We start from the raw sequence: 18,641 nt of genomic DNA, 5'->3' as shown, positions 1-18,641 counted from the left end.
GCGGTTCGGCCCAAAGGCCGAGTTTGTCGATCATGTCAGGCTCGGAGGTGGAATGTTCGGTAGTGTCCGGCACCGTGCCGGTCCGCGTGCGGCGCCAGCTTCATCCGGTACGCGAGGTCCGTTCCCCGGGCGGGTCACCCCGCCCAGGTCGTCCACCAGTGCGGCTCCGATCTGTGTCGAGCGCCACGTGATCACCGTGCGTGATCGGGGTTCCCACCTGCCTAGCCTCGGTTGATGCGTGACGACGGCACCCTCGACGACCCGTACGCCCCGAGCAGGCCCACTGCCGATACGGAGGATGGCACCTCAACCGAACGGACAACCGCCGCGAGCCGGCTCCGGGCGTACGCCCGGGACCTGACCGGTCGACGCCGGGCACAGCTGGCGCTGGCCACCGGTGTGGTGTGCTGCCTCGGTCTGACCGCCGTCGTCCAGGTTCGCAACGAGGACGCCGACGCCGCGACCCGGAGTGGATCGCTCTCCAGCTCCGATCTGGCGCAGCGCGCCGAGCAGCAGCGCGCCTCACGTTCCCTCGACCGCACGGCTGCCCCGAGCACCTCCGCCTCCGCCGCCCAGTCCGCCGCGGCGAGCCCCGCCGACCCGGACACCAGCGCGCCGACCCGCAAGGTCGTCCCGGCTCGCCCGAGCGACCCGGCGCCCGTCGCCGGGTTGGACGAGGACCAGATGGAGAACGCCGAGGCGATCGTCCGCGCCGGCCGCAAGATGGGGGTGCCGCGCCGGGGTCTGGTGATCGCGGTGGCCACCGCCATGCAGGAGAGCAACCTCTACAACGTGGCCAGCGGCGTGCTGCCCGAGTCGCAGGACTATCCGCACCAGGGCGTCGGCTGGGACCACGACTCGGTCGGGTTGTTCCAGCAGCGTTCCAGCAGCGGTTGGGGCCCGGTGGGGCGGCTGATGGACCCCGAGTTCGCCACCCGGCAGTTCCTCAGCGCGCTGGAGCAGGTGCCCGGCTGGCAGCGGATGCGGCTCACCGACGCCGCCCAGGCGGTGCAGGTCTCCGCGTACCCCGAGCACTACCAGCAGCACGAGTGGCGGGCCACCCGGGTCGTTGACGCGATCGTGCCGGCGGGGCGGTAACCTTCCGCCCACTATGGACGGTCAGGGTTGAGGCTGTCGCATCCCGGGTACTTGTGTTGCGGGTTCGGGGTACACATGAGTACGGGACCATCGACAGGAGGACGTTATGTCACTGATGCAGCGGATCAGCGCGTTTCTGAAATCGCCGAAGGGGCAGCAGTTGGTCGACCGGGGCCGGCGCGAGATGGCCAAGCCGGGCAACCAGCAGAAGCTGAAGGGGTTGGCTTCCCGGCTGTCCAACCGCCGCCGCTGACCGCTCCATCGGCCGCCCTGTCCACCGTTTCCACCCCTGGGGAGACCTGGTGACCGACACTCCGCACGTCGGCGGTCAGCCCGCCGCCCCTACTCCGCAGCCGTCCGTCGACCTGCCGGCCGGGCCGGTGGACGCCCCCGAGGGTCCGCCGGCCCGGCTCTGGGACCGGATGCGTGACGACCCGCAGTACGCGCCGGAGCACCTTGCCCTGGAGGCGGTGCGCCGCCTCGGGCCGGAAGCCGTGCAGTGGGCCGCCCGTGCCCGGGCCGAGCAGCCCGGGGTTTCCGCCGACGTCCTTGCCGACCAGGCGGCCCGCAAGTTCGTCAACCTCGCCCGACTGTCCGGCGCGGTCTCCGGCGTGGCCGGGCTGCCCGGCGCCGTGATCGACGTGGGCGTGCTGGCCTGGACCCAGGCGCGGATGGTGTTGCACATCGCCGCCGCGTACGACGTCGACCCCCTGCACAACGACCGGGCCACCGACCTGCTGGTGCTCCAGCGGGTGCACAAGGTCGCCGAGAGCGCCCGGCTGGCGCTCGGCGTGGCCGCCGGCCGGGAACGCGCCGACGCGCTCTTCGGCCTGGGCGGGCAGCGTCCGCTCGGTCGGGTCATGCTGCAACTCGGCATTCGGCTGGCCCAGATGGCCGGCGTCCGGGCCGCGAAGCGGATGGTCGCCAAGATCGTCCCCGGTGCGGCCATCGTGCTCGGCACCTGGGCCAACTCGTCGGCCACAAAGGACCTCGCCCAGCGGTCTCGGGCCCTCTACGGCTCCCGCGGCAACGCCGTCCCGGAGCCGCGCCAACCCTGACGGGCCGATCGGGGTCGTCAGCTGGCCAGGCCGGAGGAGCGCCAGGTCACCTCGGCGATGCGGCCCTGGCCGGTGGCGTTGGGATGGAACCAGTCCAGCGGGTTGAGCAGGTCCAGGGTGAACCGGACCTTGTGCAACGCGCCGCCGTCGTGCCGGCACCGTGATCCGTACGCCCGGCAGGCCGCCTTCAGTTCGGCGTTGTAGGCGTCGATCCGCTCCCGGACGGCGGCCCGGCGCGCCCGGTCGGCGGGTGCGGTCGAGGTCGCCTCGGCCAGCAGGGCCGGGCAGATGCCCCGCCGCCACGCGCGGGTCGCCCGGGCGTCGTCGTGTCCGACCTCCCAGAGTCGGTACAGGTCGGGGATGCTCACCACCAGCACCCGTGCCTTCGGCCTGCCGGTCCGCAGGACCCGCAGCCCCCGGTCGACGTCGGCCCGGAACTGCGCCACCGGCGTCATCGCGTCCACCCCGCCCCGACAGACGTCGTTGGCGCCGATCAGCACTGTCACGTAGTCGGCGCGGTCGCGTACCGCCGCCTCGGCCTGACCGACGAGGGCGTCCGCGCGGGCGCCGGGACGGGCATGGTTGTACGTCCGGTCGCGGATCGCCGGGTTCTGTTCGAGCAGCCGCCGGTAGTGGCTCTGCACCCGCAGCCCGTCCCCGGTCGACCAGGAGTTGCGCTCGCAGGAGGTGAGCACCAGGCAGGAGGCGAAGCCGGTGCTGATCGAGTCGCCGAGGGCGGCGATGCCGCCGGGCCCGGTCGTCGGCCTGGCGGTCGTGGTGGGGCGGGGCTCCGCGGAGTTGCCGCCCTCGCAGGCCAGTGCGACAAGCGCCGCGAGACAGGCCAGTGCGGCCACCCAGCGTCGAGGCATGACGTCTCCCGTTCCCGCAGCACAGAGCGACAGCGCGGTAACTCTATGCGCAGGATGTGGTGGGCCGGGAAGTTGCTGTCGGGTATGCGGCAGAGTGCCCAGGCGGAAGCCGTCGGGGTGCTATGCGTCCCGCCACGGTGCCCGCTGACCGTGCAGCCACCAGTGCAACGCCCGGGTGATCCGGGGCAGCACCAGATAGGTCATCAGCGGGGTCAGGCAGAGCGTCATCAGCAGCACCCGGGCCGCCAGCGGCACCGCGTCGAGGAAGCGGCTCGTCAGCAGGGTGGCGGTCAGGCTCAGCGGGAAGAACGCAAGCCAGATGGTCACCGCCTGCTTCCACCGGGGCGGCGACGCGGGCGGGGCCGGTTCCACCGGGTCCACCGAGTGCTCCAGCGGCCTGTCGAACCAGCCCTCGATCCCGGTGCGCCGCTCGACCCGGGTGTGCTCGACGATGCCCTGTGCCGAGCTGAGCCACCAGTGCCGCTGCGGCGACTCCTCCCACCGGCGCAGCGTCTCGGCGTCGGCGAAGCGGTAGAGCATGTGCCACTCCGGCGAACCGGGGCCGCTCTGCACCCAGCCGGCGCCGAGAAACCCGGGGAACGCCTCGGCCAGCGCGGTGCCGGCCCGCATCCAGGCCACCATCTCGCTGGCCCGGCCGGGATCGACGCGGCGGGCGATGGAGACGGTCACCGGCACGGCGAGGGTCATTGACATGCGCCCATCCTGCGGTCGACGACGGCCGCGGCGCGAACGGATGTAATCGAGCACACCAGCGCACCCCGGTGCCGCCCGGTCTCGCCGGCGATCGGTCGGAACCTGTCGGGGGTCGATGCTCTACTCGGGGCATGGCCGACAGAGCGATTCTCGTGCTCGGTGCGACGGGCACCACCGGGCGACGGGTGGCCGACCGACTGCGGGCGCTGGGCGTCCGGGTCCGCGCAGCCTCCCGCAACGGCCCGGTGCGCTTCGACTGGTCGGTCGAGTCGACGTGGGCGCCCGCGCTGGCGGGCGCGTCCGGTGCCTACCTGATGGCACCGGACGGCCAGCCTGTCGAGCCGGCCCTCGTCCGGTTGGCAGTCGAGCAGGGGGTGCGGCACGTGGTGCTGCTGTCCAGCCGGGCGATCGAGACGATGGGCGACGAGCGCCTGCTGGCCGCGGAACGGACGGTACGCGAGGCCGGCGCCGACTGGACGATCCTGCGAGCGGACTGGTTCGACCAGAACTTCGACGAGGGAGTGTTCCGGGAGGCGGTGCTGGCCGGGGAGATCACCGTGCCGGTCGGCGGGGCGCGCCAGGCGTTCGTCGATGCCGACGACATCGCCGCCGTCGCGGTGGCCGCCCTCACCCAGCCCGGGCACGCCGGCCAGGTCCACGAGGTCACCGGGCCCCGGGCGATCACCTTCGCTGAGGCAGCCGAGACCATCAGCCGAGCGGCGGGCCGACCGGTGCGCCACCTCGGCACGGCTGACGACTACCGGGCCGCGCTGGGTCCGCTGGGCGTCCCCGCCGAGGAGATCGAGCAACAGATCGCGGCCTTCGCGGCCCTGCGCGACCTCGGCCACGCGGAGCCCACCGACACCGTCCGCCGGCTGACCGGTCGCGACCCGCGCGACTTCTCGGCGTACGCCGCCGCGGCGGCGTCGCGCGGTGCCTGGCGCGACTGACCGACGTGTCCGAGACCGGTTAACGCTGGCGATCGGGGGTAGGTCCCTGGGCATGACGAGATCGCAGCCCCGGCGCGCCCGTGGCACGGTCGGCCACGCGAACAGCGCGTTGAACCTTCGGCTCACCCTCGCCAGCTTCGGGCTGGTGATCATGGTGCTCTTCGCGGTGCTGGCGTTCTGGGCCGGCATCGCCTGGCTCGGCGTACTCTGCGCGATCTTCGCCGTGGTCGCCGTGGTCGACCTGGTCGTGATCCAGCGCCGCCGCGCCGCCCGCCGCCGCGAGGAGCCGGGCGTACGACACTCGTTGTTCGAGTGACAGGAGGACGCAATGCCCCACATCGCCACCACCAACCCCGCCACCGGACAGGTGCTCAAGACCTATGAGGCGATGTCCACCGAGCAACTCGACGACGCCATCGAGCGCACCGACCTCGCGTTCCACCAGCTGCGGGCGACGACCGTCGACCAGCGCGCCCAGTGGATGAACGCCGCGGCCGACCTGCTGGACGCCGAGCGCGACGAGATCGCCCGGATCATGACCACGGAGATGGGCAAGACGTACGTCGCGGCGCAGGCCGAGGTGACCAAGTGCGCCACCGCCGCCCGCTTCTACGCCGACAAGGCCCCCGCGTTCCTCGCCGACGAGCCCGCCGACGCCGACGCCGTGAAGGCCATCCGGGCGTTCATCCGCTACCAGCCGATCGGCGTGGTGCTCGCGGTCATGCCGTGGAACTTCCCGCTCTGGCAGGTGATGCGCTTCGCCGCCCCGGCGCTGATGGCCGGCAACACCGGCCTGCTCAAGCACGCCTCGAACGTGCCGCAGACCGCGCTGCTGCTGGAGGACGTGTTCCGACGAGCAGGCTTCCCCGAGGGGGCCTTCACCACGGTGCTGGTCGACTCGGAGGCCGTCGACCACATCCTCAGCGACCCCCGGGTACGAGCCGCGACGCTGACCGGCAGCGAACCCGCCGGCCGGTCCATCGCGCAGATCGCCGGGCGGGAGCTCAAGAAGACCGTCCTCGAACTCGGCGGCAGCGACCCCTTCGTGGTGATGCCCTCGGCGGACGTGGACCGGGCCGCCGAGGTGGCCACCACCGCCCGCTGCCAGAACAACGGCCAGTCCTGCATCGCCGCGAAGCGGTTCATCGTGCACACCGACGTGTTCGACGCCTTCGCCGAGAAGTTCGCCGCCAACATGGCCGCGCTGCGCGTCGGCGACCCGATGGACCCGAACACCGACGTCGGGCCGCTGGCCAGCGAGCGTGGCCGCGACGAGGTGCACGCCCAGGTCAGCGACGCTGCCGACAACGGCGCGACGGTGCTCTGCGGTGGCGAGCCGCCGAGCGGCGACGGCTGGTTCTACCCGCCGACAGTGGTCACCGACCTCACCCCGCAGATGCGGATGTGGTCCGAGGAGGTCTTCGGCCCGGTCGCCGGCCTGTTCCGGGTCTCGTCGTACGAGGAGGCGATCGAGGTCGCCAACGGCACCAGCTTCGGCCTCGGTTCGAACGCCTGGACCCGGGACCCGGCCGAGCAGGAGCGCTTCGCCACCGACCTGGACGCCGGCAACGTCTTCATCAACGGGATGACCACCTCGTACCCCGAGTTGCCGTTCGGCGGTGTGAAGAACTCCGGGTACGGGCGGGAGTTGTCGGCGCTGGGCATGCGGGAGTTCTGCAACACCAAGACGGTCTGGGTAGGCGAGGGCGCCGCCTCGGCCGGCGCTGGCGCGCACGCCGAGTAGTTCGGGGCGCGGCACGCGTCAGCCGGTGCCGTCGTGGGTAGGAAGTGTGCCCATGACGTCGTTCGGTTTTCACGCCTCGCATGAGCAGATCGGTCCACGCGCCCTGTTGGAGGCGGTGATCCACGCCGAGCGGGCCGGCTTCGACGCCGCCATGTGCTCCGACCACTTCTCCCCGTGGAGCGCCCGGCAGGGCGAGTCCGGCTTCGCCTGGTCCTGGCTGGGCTCGGCGTTGCAGGCCACCGGCATGCCGTTCGGCGTTGTCAACGCGCCCGGTCAGCGGTACCACCCGGCGATCATCGCGCAGGCGATCGGCACCCTCGGCGCGATGTACCCGGGCCGGTTCTGGGCGGCTCTGGGCACCGGCGAGGCCAGCAACGAGCACATCACCGGCGACCCGTGGCCCCGCAAGGACGTGCGCAGTGCCCGGCTGCGCGAGTGCGTGGACGTGATCCGGGCCCTGTTGGCCGGCGAGGAGGTCAGCCATGACGGCCTGGTCCGGGTGGATCGGGCCCGGCTGTGGACCCGTCCCGAGCAGCCGCCCGCGCTTGTCGGCGCCGCCGTCAGCGTGGCCACCGCCCGCTGGTGCGCCGAATGGGCGGACGGGCTGATCACCGTCAACGCCCCGGTGGAGCACCTGCGCGAAATGATCGACGCGTACCGGGACGCTGGCGGACGCGGGCCGCTGCACCTCCAGGTGCACGTCTCCTGGGCGAGGGAGCAGGCCGAGGCCGAGGCTCTCGCGTACGACCAGTGGCGCAGCAACGTCTTCGCCCCGCCGGTCTGCTGGGACCTGGAGACCGTCGAACACTTCGACGTGGTCTCCGCCGACGTGCCGGCGCGGCGGGTCGCCGAGGTGGTGAACGTGTCGGCGGACCTGGGCCGCCACGTCGGCTGGCTGGAGGAGTACGCGCAGCTCGGCTTCGACCAGATCGCACTGCACCACGTCGGGCAGGAGCAGCGCGGCTTCATCGACGCGTTCGGCGCGGAGGTGCTGCCGAAGCTGCGCCCGGGCGGCTGATCGAGGCCCGAACAGGCGTTCCCCTAGGCTCGTACCCCATGGAAAGCCTGTTTCCGGTCGTCGTCTTCCTGGCGATCGCCACCCTGGGCGCCGCGTTGGCCCGCCGGCTCGGTCTGCTCGCGCCGATCGTGCTGGTCGTCCTCGGTCTGGCCCTCTCGTTCGTGCCAGGCTTCCCGCAGATCGAACTCGACCCCGAGTTGGTGCTTGTCGGCATCCTGCCGCCGCTGCTCTACGTGGCCGCGCTGGAGACCTCGGTGCCGGCGTTCAAGAACAACATCCGGCCGATCCTGCTGCTCGCGGTCGGCCTGGTGTTGTTCACGGCGTTCGTGGTCGGGTTGGTGCTGCACCTGCTGTTGCCGCAGCTGCCGTTCGCGATCTGCCTCGCCCTCGGCGCGGTGGTCGCCCCGCCGGATGCCGTGGCCGCCACGGCCGTCGCCCGTCGGGTCGGGCTGCCCCGCCGGGTCGTCACCATCCTGGAGGGCGAGAGCCTGGTCAACGACGCTACCGCGCTCGTCCTGCTGCGGGTCGCGACGATGGCCACCGTCGGCTCGACCGTCGGCGCCGACAAGATCGCCATCGAGGTGCTGCGATCCACCGGGGGCGGCATCCTGATCGGGGCGCTCGGGGCGCTGGTGTTCGGCTTTCTGCATCGGCGGATCACCGACCCGTTGCTGGACAACGCGCTGTCGCTGATCATCCCGTTCGCTGTGGTGTTCACCGCCGAACACCTGCACGCCTCCGGTGTGGTCGCTGTGGTCGTCACCGGTCTGGTGCTCGGGCACAAGCTGCCCCAGTTGCTGTCGGCGGCGTCCCGGTTGCAGATCGGCGCGTTCTGGCGGCTGGTCCGTTTCCTGCTGGAGGGCCTGGTCTTCCTGCTGGTCGGGCTGCAACTGCGGGAGGTGCTGCGCGACCTCGACGAGCCAATCGGCTCGCTCGTCCTGATCACCTTCGCGGTGCTCGCCACCGTCTTCCTGACCCGCTTCGTCTGGCTCTTTCCGGCCACCTACCTGGCCCGGTTGGTCCCCCGGGTCCGCCGCCGTGACGCCCGGCCGTCGCCGAAGTTCCCGATCATCATCGGCTGGGCCGGTATGCGGGGCGTGGTGACCCTGGCCGCCGCGCTGGCTCTGCCGCTGACCCTGGCCGGCGACGAGCCGTACCCCAGGGCGTTGTTGATCTGGCTGGCCTTCGCCGTGATCGTTTTCACCCTGGTCGGCCAGGGCGCCACCCTGCCGCTGGTCGCCCGCCGGTTGAAGCTGCCGCAGGACGACCCGGTGCAGGACGCGCTCTCCGCGGCCGCCGTGCAGCAGCAGGCCAGCAAGGCCGCGCAGGACCGCCTCGACGAGTTGGCCGACAGCGCACCCGATGCGGTGGTGGACCGGCTGCGCCGAGCGGTGGAGGACCGCACCAACATGGCGTGGGAACGACTCGGCGGCGACGAGCGGGAGACCCCGTCGCAGGCGTACGGTCGGCTGCGGCAGGAGATGATCGACGCCGAGCGGGACGTGTTCCGGGCGGCCCGGGACTCCGGTCGGATCCCTGAGGAAGTGCTGGTGCAGGCCTACCGTGACCTGGACCTTGAAGAGTCGTTGCTGCGAGAGGTTGAGAAGTGAGCTGTCAGCACCTGACCGAGGCCGGTGCCGCCGAGCCGCGTACCCCTGACGAGTGCGCGGACTGCGTCGCCACCGGCGACACCTACTGGGTGCACCTGCGCACCTGCCTGAGCTGTGGGCAGGTCGGCTGCTGTGACTCGTCGCCGAACCAGCACGCGAGCAAGCACTTCGCGTCCACCGGCCACCCGGTGATCCGCTCGGCGCAGCCGGGAGAGGCCTGGCGCTGGTGCTTCGTCGACGAGGAGATCGGCTGAGAGGTCACGTCCGTAGGTGGTACTGGTTGCGGCGGGGGAGCTGTTCGGGGTCCAGCCATGCCGGCGGAACGAACTCGGGGCGACCGTCGCCGCCGAGCCGGACGGCCCACTCACCACGGTGAAGGTGCCGGTGGTGGTGGCCGCAGAGCAGGACGGCGTTGGCCAGGCTGGTGTCGCCGCCGTCGGCCCAGTGTCGGATGTGGTGGGCGTCGCACCAGCGCGGTGGGCGGTCGCAGCCGGGGAAGGCACAGCCTCGATCACGTAGCACCAGGGCGCGGCGTAGCGGGCCGGTGATGAGCCGGCGTTGTCGCCCGACGTCGAGTGGTTGGCCGGCGCCGCCGAGGACAGCGGGTAGGACGGCGGCGTCGCACGCAAGCCGGCGCACAGCCGCGGGAGTGAGATGCGGGCCGGTGTCGAGAGCGCCGGTGCCCAGCTGCCGCGCCAACCCGTCGTAGCTGGTGGTGACGACGAGTTGGGTGGGGTCGCCGCCATGGTCGGGGAGTTCGCCACCGCGCAGGGCGAGTCGGCAGACATCAGCGAGGGCATCGTGGCGGCGTTGCCCGGCGGTGCGTGTTTCGTCCGGCCCGGTGGGTGCGCTGAGAGGGCCGATGGCGGTGCGGAGCAGCGCGGCAGCCTCTGGATCGAGGATGCCGGTGAGGCGTAGCCGGCCGTCGGTCTGTTCGCTGATCGTGACGTGTCGGTCGCGGGCGGCGCGCGACTCGTCGGCCCGCAGCGCCGCTTCGGCGGCCGCGTCGGCGACCTCTGGGGCGACGTGATCGAGGATGCGGGTGCCGAGCCTGCGCAGCAGGGTGGCGTCGAACTGCGCCGCCCAGCCGACGAGGACGCCGACCGCCCTGTCGGCGGCCTCTGCCCCGGCGGCGGTGTGGACGGTTTCGACAGTGCCGGCGATGACCCGCGCCTGCTCGACGTCGACCTCCCCGTTGGCCAACGCGTCCCGCACGGCGGCTGGGGCGGCGACGAGCGTCGCAGCCAACTCGACCAGCCGCCGGGCAGCACCGACCCTGAGGCGCAACCGGTCCCGCAGCCACACGGCTGTCGACGACGCGCCCTGCGCGGTCGCGATGCCTCGACCGTCCAGCTCCCGCACGAGGGCCAGCTTGACCGCGGCCAGGCGTTGCTCGAGTCGGTGCGTGGCGTCGATTGCCGCGACGAGGTCGTGCGCCGGAAGAGCCCACGCCGGCGCGTCGAGGCAGTCGGCGACCGCCGCCTCCGCCTGCGCCAACTCCTCCAACATGGACCGACAATAGAACAGGTGTACGACAGTTCTGGCTCGGTCGCAGGTTAAGCTCACCGGCATCCGGCAGCGGCAAAGGGGCGCCCACTGTGGCCTTCGCCGAGGCCGGGCTCAGCGGCTGATGCCGTCGACGAGACGTTCGGTGGCGAGGCAGGAGACAAGGCAGCGCTCCTTCGCGTCACCGCTCAGCCGGGCGGTCCAGTCGGTGAGGCCTCCGTCGCCGATCTCGAGGCTGCCGTCCAGGAGGGTGATCCGCAGGGCGCAGCCCGTGTAGTAGCCGCGACCGCGAGACCGCTCCGGTTCGTCCACGAGCGGCACCACACCTGCGTCGAGTGCCGGTCGGACGGTGTCGGCCAGCCGCTCCCGGACGACCTCATCGTCGAAGGTGGTGACGTGCAGCCGAGGCGCGGCGGTCGGTGCCAGCTCGGCGAGGACGGTCCGCCAGTAGGTGAGATGCCGGACCAGCAACCGGGCCTGCGTGTCGCCCGAGCCAGTGTCCCGGGCGCTGGACACCAGGGCGAAGAGCCGGAAGTGCGCCGACGCGTCGCCGCCGAAGTCCTGCGCCCGCAGCACCCGATGGGCAGCGGCCAGGTGCACCTCGCTCTCTCGGCGGCGACGTACGGCCGCCTCGATGGCGAGGGCGTTTGTGGGATCGCTCAGCACCTCGCTGGCGCGCATCGTGGTGACGATCCTGTTCTGGCTGATCGGTGCGACAGCCGAGCAGGTGCCGACCGGTACGACCGGCGACAGCTCCACCCCGGCGACGTCGGCGGGCAGCAGTTGCCACATCCGGGCCTCCACCCGCGCGAGCACGCGCGGGTCGGCACGGGCCGGGCGGACGAAGCGGTCCTCGCGCCACCGTCGTACCACCTCGGACGGTCGCGTGGTCGCCACCCGGTCGCGGGCCACGCTCAACAGCAGACTGCGCAGGTCCGCGCCGGACATCCCGGACAGTGCGCTGCGGGACCCCGCCGGCATCGCCGCCCACACCCGACGCTCCGCGCCAGTTGGATCACCATGAGCCAGATCACCGTCATCCATCGCGTCACCATGGCTCACTCGGCGCGTCTGATCCACCGGTTTGCTGCGCGTCCGGCTTGATCGTCGAAGCCCGCTGGTCGTGCGTACCCCCGTCTATGCTTCACCGACGGTGCGAGCGTCAACGGGGGACGGACATGATTGACACTGTCATCTTCGATGTTGGCGGGACCATTCTCGACGAGTCCCGCGAGTTCGCTGCCTGGGCCGATTGGCTCGGGGTGCCCCGGCACACCTTCTCGGCGGTCTTCGGCGCGGTGATCGCCCGGGGTCTCGACTATCAGGAAACGTTCCGGGTCTTTCGGCCCGACTTCGATCTCACCATCGAGCTACAGCGTCGCGAGGCTGCCGGCCAGCCGGAGTCGTTCGCCGAGGAGGATCTCTACCCGGACGCGCGGGGGTGCCTGGAGTCCTTGAAGGACCAGGGCCTGTTCGTGGGCCTGGCCGGAAACCAGCCAGCTCATGCAGAGGCGACCCTGCGCGATCTCCACCTTGCGGTGGACGTGATCGGCACATCGCACGGGTGGGGTGTGGCGAAGCCGTCACCGGCGTTCTTCGAGCGGGTCGTCGCCGCGGGCGGCGGTGTCGCGTCGTCGATCCTGTACGTCGGCGACCGGCCCGACAACGACGTGCGCCCGGCCCTGGAGGCGGGCATGAAGACGTGCCTGATCCGACGCGGTCCGTGGGGACACATCCTCGACCCCTCCACGGTGGCCGAGCGGTGCCTGTTCCGGATCGACTCACTGGACGAACTCCCGAGCCTGGTGGCGAAGCACAACGCGGCCGGCGGTTGACCCGCCGGCCGCGCGTCGTGCGGTCTTGGTGCCCGCCCCTCCCCGGGCGGGCACCAGGGCGTCGGTCAGGTCAGCGAGCAGGCCGCCCCGTTGACAGTGACCAGGCCGGGGCCCGGGTTGGCGCCGCCGCCCGTCGTCGCGTTGAAACCGAACGTCACAGTGCCGCCGGGTGCGATCTTGGCGTTGTACGACTCGTTGCGCGCGGTCACCGTCGCGCCGGACTGGGCGACCTTCGCCAGCCACGCCTCGCGTACCCGCTGGTCACCGGTGAACGCGAAGCGCACGCTCCAGCCGTTGATGGCCGCGGTGCCCGTGTTCTGGATGGTCAGCTGCCCGGTGAACCCGGTGCCGCCCTGCCAGGCGCCGTAGTTGGTGTAGCGCGCCGTGCAGGTGGTGGCCGGCACCGCGCCGGCGTCACCCTGGTCGGCCAGGAACGAGGAGATCCAGGTCAGCGCCGAGTTCCAGTTGATCGCCACCTCGTTTGTCGAGTACGAGTTGATGTCGTCGACGTAGCAGAACATCGGCTCGCAACCGGCCAGCAGTTGTGCCACGAACGGGTCCTGGAGGGCCGCGTTCGGGCCACCGGCGAGGGAGCCGGCGGGCGGTCGGGGCAGGTTCGGGTCGAGCTGGTGGCCGAAGATCCGGCTGTGCTGGTTCTGCGCGGCGTGCTCTCCCCACCCGGTGACGTAGGAGATGTTCAGGGCGTTGCGACCAAGGATGTAGTCCATGGCCTGTACGGCGCCGTCGCGGTAGACGGGGTTGCGGGTCAGGTCGAACGCGGTGGCCAGCACCACGGCGTTGTTGATGACGTTGCTGTTGCCGCCCCAGAAGTAGCTGTTGGCGTCACCGGGCATCGGCAGCCCGTACGCCTGCCGGCGCAGCTCGGCGAGGTACGTGTCGGCGGCGGCGGTGACCGAGGCGCGAACCCGGGCCAGGTCGACGGCGGGTAGCCCGTTCGGCACTGTGGCAAGGTCGAGGCGGCCCAACGCGGCCACGCTCTGCCAGCCGAAGCCCCGTGCGTCGAACACGTTTCCGGTGTGGTGCGGCGAGGCGGTCAGGTCGGCCAGGTAGTTCTGCGCCCCGGTGGTCAGGTACAGCTCGGCCGCCGCCCAGTAGAACTCGTCGGTGACGTTGCTGTCGTCGTACGCGCCGCCGCCGGTGCCGTCGGTCGGGCTGGCGTACACCGCCGGGTGGGCCTTGGCCGCGGCGTAGGCGGTCTTCGCGGCAGTGCCGCAGCGGGTCGCGAACGCCGCGTCGTAGGGGGCGAAGAGCCGGGCGCACTGGGCTGCGGTGGCGGCCAGGTTGAGGGTGGCAGCTGTCGACGGCGGGTGCAGCTCGCGCGGCTGCGGATCGTCCTGCGGCGAGAGGGGCAGCCCGGTCCAGTTCTGATCGTGGATCTTGTGGTGGACCATGCCGGCGAGCGGCTTGCCGGCGGGCACCTGCATGCGCAGCAGGAACTCCAGCTCCCAGCGGGCCTCGTCGAGGATGTCCGGCACCCCGTTGTCTCGCTCGGGCACCCGCAGCGTGCCGTCGGCGAGTTCCGCGCCGCCGTTGGCGGTGGCCGCCGTCCTGGTCCGCTCGAAGGTGTTCAGCAATTGGTAGGTGGCGATGCCGCCGTTGACCACGTACTTGCCGTGGTCGCCGGCGTCGTACCAACCGCCGCGCACGTCCAGGGAGTAGTCGCAGACACCTGGCTGGCAGGGCACGTTGGTGTCGCCCTGGTTGGGGGCGACGCCGAGGTGGCCGGCGGGTCGGGCGTACTCGTCGCCGATCAGGTCACCGTCGATGGCGATGCCGCTGCGCTGGGCGTAGAAGAACTGCAACGAGTCGGAGCGCAGCTGGTCGTAGAGGGCGCCGGAGATGTCGAACGGGTGGCTGGTCTCGCCGTCCACTGTGAGCGTGAGCCCGGTGCCTGGAGTGCGGTAGCTGGAGAAGTCGACAGTCTGCACGTTCTGCCCGGAGGCGGCGTCCACACCGCGGGCGGTGGTGGTGCCACTGGCCACGACGGCACCGGCGGCGCTGCGTAGCTGCCAGGGCAGCGCTGCGGTGGCCTCGGTGACGACAGTGGCGTTCTTCGGGCCGCCGGGAAGGTAGCCGACCTGGTTGACGCGCACCCGTGGCCCGGTGTCCGGCTCGTACGGCTCGGGCGGCTCGCCGCCGCGCAGCGAGACGTCGTCCAGGCAGATGGTCTGCGCCTGGGCGGAACCGCCGACCTGGAAGATCAGTTGGGCGCTGGGGTTGTCGTCCGGGACGGTGAAGGTCTGCTCGACCCGCTGGAGGGTGCCGGTCGCTGTGGCGTCCACTGCCGCGTACGTGGTGTACGGGGCGCTGCCAAGCTGCAACACGGCCTTGACCGCGGCGCCGGGGGTGGCGGAGACCGCGAAGCCGAGGGTGTACTCGGCGCCGGCGATCAGCGGCACACCGTCCTGGCCGATGCCGGCGTCCCACGGGTTGGCCAGCCCGCCCGCGACTGTGGTGCAGAGCTGGCCGTCGGTGACCGCCAGCGCGCCGGTGCCGAAGGAGAACCAGGGGCTCACCCCGGCGCTGAAGTCGCCGTTGTCGATCTGCTCGGGGGCGTCCGGTGGTGGGTCGGCGTGGGCCGCGCCGGCGCCCGCGCCGGTGAGGGCCAGAGTGGTCGCCGCAGCCAACAGGAGGCGGCGTCGGGATGGCGTCACGGGGAGTCCTTCCGGGACGGAAAGTGGGACGGTGGCGGTGGCACGATGATGCGACGGGAGCTGGGAGCGCTCCCAGGTATCGGCTCGATGTTTCCAGTGCCGGTACGTCATGTCAATTGATCTGGTTGGATGGGTTTCCGCGTCCGACGAGGGCGGTCAGCTCGAGCGCGCGCGCCGACGCGCCGCCACCCGGACGTGAGATTGGCCGCGCCACGCGCCGTCGTCCTGATCTCCTAGAGACAACTGCGCCCTTCGCCTGGCAGGCTGCCTCCCATGACCCTGAAGCTGCGTTCCGTGGGAACGAGCGACCGTGGGCTGATCCGCAGCGGAAACCAGGACGCCCTGCACGCCGGCACCTGGCTCGTCGCCGTCGCCGACGGCATGGGCGGGATGGCCGCCGGCGACCTGGCCAGCGCCCTCACCATCGACGCGGTCGCCCCGCTCGACCTGGAGACACCCGAGGACGCCCTGGTGGCCGCGCTCGAAGGTGGCATCGCCCTGGCCACCTCCCGGATCCGACAGGCGGTCGCCGAGGATCCCGAGCGCCAGGGCATGGGCACCACGCTGACCGCCCTGCTCTTCGCCCGTACCGGCAGCTGCCTGGCGCTCGCGCACGTCGGCGACTCCCGGGCCTACCTGTTCCGCGAGGGCGTGCTCAAGCAGGTCACCAGGGACGATACGTTCGTGCAGATGCTGGTCGATCAGGGCGTGATCACCGCCGACCAGGCCAGCAGCCACCCGCGTCGGGCCGTGGTCACCCAGGCGTTGCAGGGCGAAGAGGTCTCCCCGTCGTACGCGACGATGGTGCCCCGGGCCGGCGACCGGTGGCTGCTGTGCAGCGACGGCCTCTCCAACGTGGTTCGCCCGGACACCCTCACCGAGGTGCTCAGCGGCTATCCGGACCGGGACGCCTGCGCCGCCAAGCTGATCGACCTGGCCCTGCACGCCGGCGCGCCGGACAACGTCACAGTCGTGGTGGCCGACGTCGTCGAGGAGTAGACCGGCGCTCAGCGCCGACGTGGCGTGGCGTGCCGGGTGGGTGTCGCCGTTCCCGGATCCTCCGGCCACGGGTGCCGGGGATAGCGCCCGCGCAGCTCCGAGCGGACCTGCGGATAGCCGGTACGCCAGAACGACGCCAGGTCGGCGGTGACCGCCACCGGCCGGCCGGCGGGGGAGAGCAGGTGCAGCAGCACCGGCACCCGACCGTCGGCGATGCGAGGCGCTGCCGGCCAGCCGAACGTCTCCTGGAGCTTCACGGCGAGCACCGGCGCGGCCGGGTCGCCGTAGTCCAGTCGGATCCGAGAACCACTGGGCACCTCGATCCGCTCCGGGGCCAGCTCGTCGAGGCGGGCGGCCTGCGCCCAGGGCAGCAGCCGACGCAGCGCCGACGACACGTCCACTCGCGCCAGGTCGGCCCGGCGTCGCGCGGCGGCCAGCTCCGGGCCCAGCCACGTCGGCGCGGCGTCGAGCAACGAGTCGTCGCCGACCTCCGGCCACGGCTCGCCCAGCTGGTGCCGGAGGAACGCGAGCCGCTCGCGCAGCGCCCGAGCCGCCGGCGTCCACTGCAACAGGCTCAGCCCGTCCTGGCGTAGGCCGGTCAGCAGCGCGGCGGCCACCTCCGCCCGGTCCGGCCGGTCCAACCGCCGCTGGACCAGCTCGATGGCGCCCAGCCGGGTCACCTCCCGGGCCACCACGTCCCCGTCCGACCAGCCGACCTCGCGGCCGGTGCGTAGCAACGGACCGGCCGCCTCCCGGGCCGTTGCCTCGTCCACCGGGGAGGCCCGGCGGATGCGGGCCGACGGCGCGCCGGGGGTGCGGTCCGCGACCGCCACCGCCAGCCAGTCGGACCCGGTCAGCCCCGAGCCGGCCGCCAGCTCCGCGGCGGTCCCGCCGGTCATCAGGTACGCGGAACCGCCCGGCCGCCGCACCCGGGCCAACCGTTCCGGGTACGCCAGACCGACGAGCAGCCCGGCGGCGAGATCGTCGCTCAGTCCACCCGAGCCGGTGCGGCCGGTGGCGTGGGCGCGGCTCTTCGGCGGGGCGTCGGCAGGTAGCGCGGCCCGCAGCCGGCGTACCTCGGTGCGCCAACGGGCTGTCGCGCCCGCGTCCACGCCGGCGCGCAGCCGACGCCAACCGGCGACCAGATCGTCGCCGGGGCCGGCAGCGCTCTCCTCGGCGAGTAGGGCGACCACCTCGGCGGCTCGGTCGGCGCCGACCCGGCCGGCGCCGTCGAGCAGGGCCCGGGCCAGCCGTGGGTGCGCCCCGGCCGCGGCGATCGACCGCCCCCGCGCCGTGATCCGACCGTCGGCGTCGACAGCGCCCAGGGTCTCCAGGGTTTCCCGGGCCACTGTCATCGCGGCGGCCGGCGGCGCGTCGGGCAGCGCGAGCCCGACGCCGTCCGGTCGGCCCCAGGCGGCCAGCTCCAACGCGAAGCCGGTCAGGTCGGCGGTGGCGATCTCCGGCTCGGCACGGGCGGGCAGCCGCTCGTGGGTCGCCGCCGACCAGCAGCGGTAGACGTACCCGGGGGCTTCCCGGCCGGCCCGGCCGGCCCGCTGGGTGGCGGCGGCGCGGGAGACCGGCACTGTGACCAGCGCGCCCAGCCCGCGGGCCAGGTCGATCCGGGGCACCCGGGACAGCCCGGCGTCCACAACGATCCGCACACCCGGCACCGTCAGACTGGTCTCGGCCAGCGCGGTGGCCAGCACCACCCGCCGTCGGTCCGCGCGACGCAGCGCGGCGTCCTGCTCGGCGCCGCGTTGACGGCCGTGCAGCGGCAGCAGCGCGACAGCGTCCCGCAGGTCGGCGAGCCGGCCGGTGACCGCCGCGATCTCGCCGGCCCCGGGCAGGAAGACGAGCACGTCGCCGTCGTGCTCGCGCAGCGCCCGCCGGACGGTGGCGGCCACGTGGTCGAGCAGGGCCCGGTCCACCGGCCCGGCCCCGGGCGGGGCGATCGGGCGCGCCGGGGGCACCCAGATCCGCTCCACCGGGTGCAACGCCGAGTCGGCCCGTACGACAGGTGCCGGGGTGGGCCCGCCCAGCAGCGCGGCGAACCGGCCGGTGTCCGGGGTCGCCGACATCGCCAGCAGCCAGAGATCCGGCCGGAGGGTGGCACGCGCCTCCACTGTGAAGGCCAGCGCGAGGTCGGCGTCGAGTTGGCGTTCGTGGCACTCGTCGAGCAGCACGGCACCCGTGCCGGGGAGCTCCGGGTCGTGGTGCAGCCGGCGGACCAGCAGGCCGGTGGTGACCACCTCGATCCGGGTGGCCGGGCCGACCCGGCGCTCGCCGCGTACCGCGTAGCCGACCCGCTCACCGACCCGCTCGCCGAGAAGCTCGGCCATGCGCCGGGCGGCGGCACGGGCCGCCACCCGGCGGGGTTGGGCGATCACCACCCGACCGGTCACCCGGTCGGCCACGGCCAGCGGCGCGAGGGTGGTCTTGCCGGTGCCCGGCGGGGCCACCAGCACACCGGCGCCGGCCGCGTCGAGTGCCGCGACAAGCGCCGGCAGCACCGGACGGACCGGCAGGTCAACTGTTACGTCGGAGAGCACGGCCCAGTCTCGCACC

17 protein-coding genes are annotated in these 18,641 nt (G+C 72.6%); 11 read left to right on the top strand and 6 right to left on the bottom strand.

Annotation, left to right across the window (positions count from 1 at the left end; genetic code table 11):
* Positions 1-234: 234 nt before the first annotated feature.
* The 3 genes from AB0C19_RS20135 (at position 235) to AB0C19_RS20125 (ending at position 2,156) form a co-directional block, all read left to right on the top strand.
* Positions 235-1,098 (top strand): peptidase M23, encoded by an 864-nt coding sequence (locus AB0C19_RS20135; protein ID WP_357187421.1) that lies wholly within the window; start codon positions 235-237, stop codon positions 1,096-1,098.
* Positions 1,099-1,204: 106 nt separating this feature from the next.
* Positions 1,205-1,351, top strand: coding sequence for a hypothetical protein (locus tag AB0C19_RS20130; RefSeq protein WP_357187418.1), 147 nt, complete (start codon positions 1,205-1,207; stop codon positions 1,349-1,351).
* A 49-nt stretch (positions 1,352-1,400) separates the two neighbouring features.
* Complete coding sequence (locus AB0C19_RS20125; RefSeq protein WP_357187415.1) at positions 1,401-2,156, top strand: EcsC family protein; 756 nt, start codon at positions 1,401-1,403, stop codon at positions 2,154-2,156.
* Positions 2,157-2,173: 17 nt separating this feature from the next.
* Here AB0C19_RS20125 and AB0C19_RS20120 read toward each other — a convergent pair whose 3' ends face one another.
* Positions 2,174-3,025, bottom strand: coding sequence for a GDSL-type esterase/lipase family protein (locus tag AB0C19_RS20120; protein WP_357187412.1), 852 nt, complete (start codon positions 3,023-3,025; stop codon positions 2,174-2,176).
* Between the two features lie 120 nt (positions 3,026-3,145).
* Positions 3,146-3,739, bottom strand: a complete 594-nt coding sequence (locus AB0C19_RS20115; protein WP_112584652.1) for an antibiotic biosynthesis monooxygenase — start codon at positions 3,737-3,739, stop codon at positions 3,146-3,148.
* 131 nt (positions 3,740-3,870) lie between these two features.
* On the opposite strand from AB0C19_RS20115, the gene AB0C19_RS20110 reads away from it, so the two are divergent.
* The 6 genes from AB0C19_RS20110 to AB0C19_RS20085 are packed head-to-tail and all read left to right on the top strand — an operon-like array spanning position 3,871 to position 9,315.
* Positions 3,871-4,689, top strand: coding sequence for an NmrA family NAD(P)-binding protein (locus AB0C19_RS20110; protein ID WP_357187409.1), 819 nt, complete (start codon positions 3,871-3,873; stop codon positions 4,687-4,689).
* Positions 4,690-4,741: 52 nt separating this feature from the next.
* The gene (locus AB0C19_RS20105) at positions 4,742-5,005 is read left to right on the top strand and encodes a DUF6343 family protein (RefSeq protein ID WP_091401582.1); all 264 of its coding nucleotides are present in this window, start codon (positions 4,742-4,744) and stop codon (positions 5,003-5,005) included.
* A 12-nt stretch (positions 5,006-5,017) separates the two neighbouring features.
* Positions 5,018-6,433 carry an NADP-dependent succinic semialdehyde dehydrogenase gene (locus tag AB0C19_RS20100; RefSeq protein ID WP_357187405.1) on the top strand — a complete coding sequence of 472 codons (1,416 nt, stop codon included), beginning with the start codon at positions 5,018-5,020 and terminating at the stop codon, positions 6,431-6,433.
* A 52-nt stretch (positions 6,434-6,485) separates the two neighbouring features.
* Positions 6,486-7,451 carry a TIGR03885 family FMN-dependent LLM class oxidoreductase gene (locus AB0C19_RS20095; protein WP_357187402.1) on the top strand — a complete coding sequence of 322 codons (966 nt, stop codon included), beginning with the start codon at positions 6,486-6,488 and terminating at the stop codon, positions 7,449-7,451.
* A gap of 38 nt (positions 7,452-7,489) precedes the next feature.
* On the top strand, positions 7,490-9,061 hold the full coding sequence (locus AB0C19_RS20090) for a Na+/H+ antiporter (protein ID WP_357187399.1): 1,572 nt from the start codon (positions 7,490-7,492) through the stop codon (positions 9,059-9,061).
* Positions 9,058-9,315 carry a UBP-type zinc finger domain-containing protein gene (locus tag AB0C19_RS20085; protein ID WP_238682894.1) on the top strand — a complete coding sequence of 86 codons (258 nt, stop codon included), beginning with the start codon at positions 9,058-9,060 and terminating at the stop codon, positions 9,313-9,315. The genes AB0C19_RS20090 and AB0C19_RS20085 overlap by 4 nt, the downstream gene beginning before the upstream one ends.
* 4 nt (positions 9,316-9,319) lie before the next feature.
* Here AB0C19_RS20085 and AB0C19_RS20080 read toward each other — a convergent pair whose 3' ends face one another.
* The gene (locus tag AB0C19_RS20080) at positions 9,320-10,570 is read right to left on the bottom strand and encodes a DUF222 domain-containing protein (RefSeq protein WP_357187396.1); all 1,251 of its coding nucleotides are present in this window, start codon (positions 10,568-10,570) and stop codon (positions 9,320-9,322) included.
* A 111-nt stretch (positions 10,571-10,681) separates the two neighbouring features.
* Positions 10,682-11,611 (bottom strand): hypothetical protein, encoded by a 930-nt coding sequence (locus AB0C19_RS20075; RefSeq protein WP_357187393.1) that lies wholly within the window; start codon positions 11,609-11,611, stop codon positions 10,682-10,684.
* 134 nt (positions 11,612-11,745) lie between these two features.
* Between AB0C19_RS20075 and AB0C19_RS20070 the strand changes: the two genes are divergently transcribed.
* Positions 11,746-12,402 carry an HAD family hydrolase gene (locus AB0C19_RS20070; protein WP_357187390.1) on the top strand — a complete coding sequence of 219 codons (657 nt, stop codon included), beginning with the start codon at positions 11,746-11,748 and terminating at the stop codon, positions 12,400-12,402.
* Positions 12,403-12,467: 65 nt separating this feature from the next.
* Here AB0C19_RS20070 and AB0C19_RS20065 read toward each other — a convergent pair whose 3' ends face one another.
* Positions 12,468-15,077: a glycoside hydrolase family 9 protein gene (locus AB0C19_RS20065; protein WP_357187387.1), complete on the bottom strand. Its 2,610-nt coding sequence runs from the start codon at positions 15,075-15,077 to the stop codon at positions 12,468-12,470.
* A gap of 273 nt (positions 15,078-15,350) precedes the next feature.
* On the opposite strand from AB0C19_RS20065, the gene AB0C19_RS20060 reads away from it, so the two are divergent.
* Positions 15,351-16,076: a protein phosphatase 2C domain-containing protein gene (locus AB0C19_RS20060; RefSeq protein WP_355007193.1), complete on the top strand. Its 726-nt coding sequence runs from the start codon at positions 15,351-15,353 to the stop codon at positions 16,074-16,076.
* A gap of 8 nt (positions 16,077-16,084) precedes the next feature.
* Here the strand turns inward: AB0C19_RS20060 and hrpB are convergent, their stop codons facing one another.
* On the bottom strand, positions 16,085-18,625 hold the full coding sequence (gene hrpB, locus AB0C19_RS20055) for an ATP-dependent helicase HrpB (protein ID WP_357187384.1): 2,541 nt from the start codon (positions 18,623-18,625) through the stop codon (positions 16,085-16,087).
* Between the last annotated feature and the right edge of the window lie 16 nt (positions 18,626-18,641).

This window comes from Micromonospora sp. NPDC048842 (assembly GCF_040649935.1).
GTDB lineage: Bacteria > Actinomycetota > Actinomycetes > Mycobacteriales > Micromonosporaceae > Micromonospora > Micromonospora hortensis.
The sequence above is the reverse complement of the archived record's forward strand: the minus strand, read 5'-3'. Positions and strand labels throughout refer to the sequence as shown.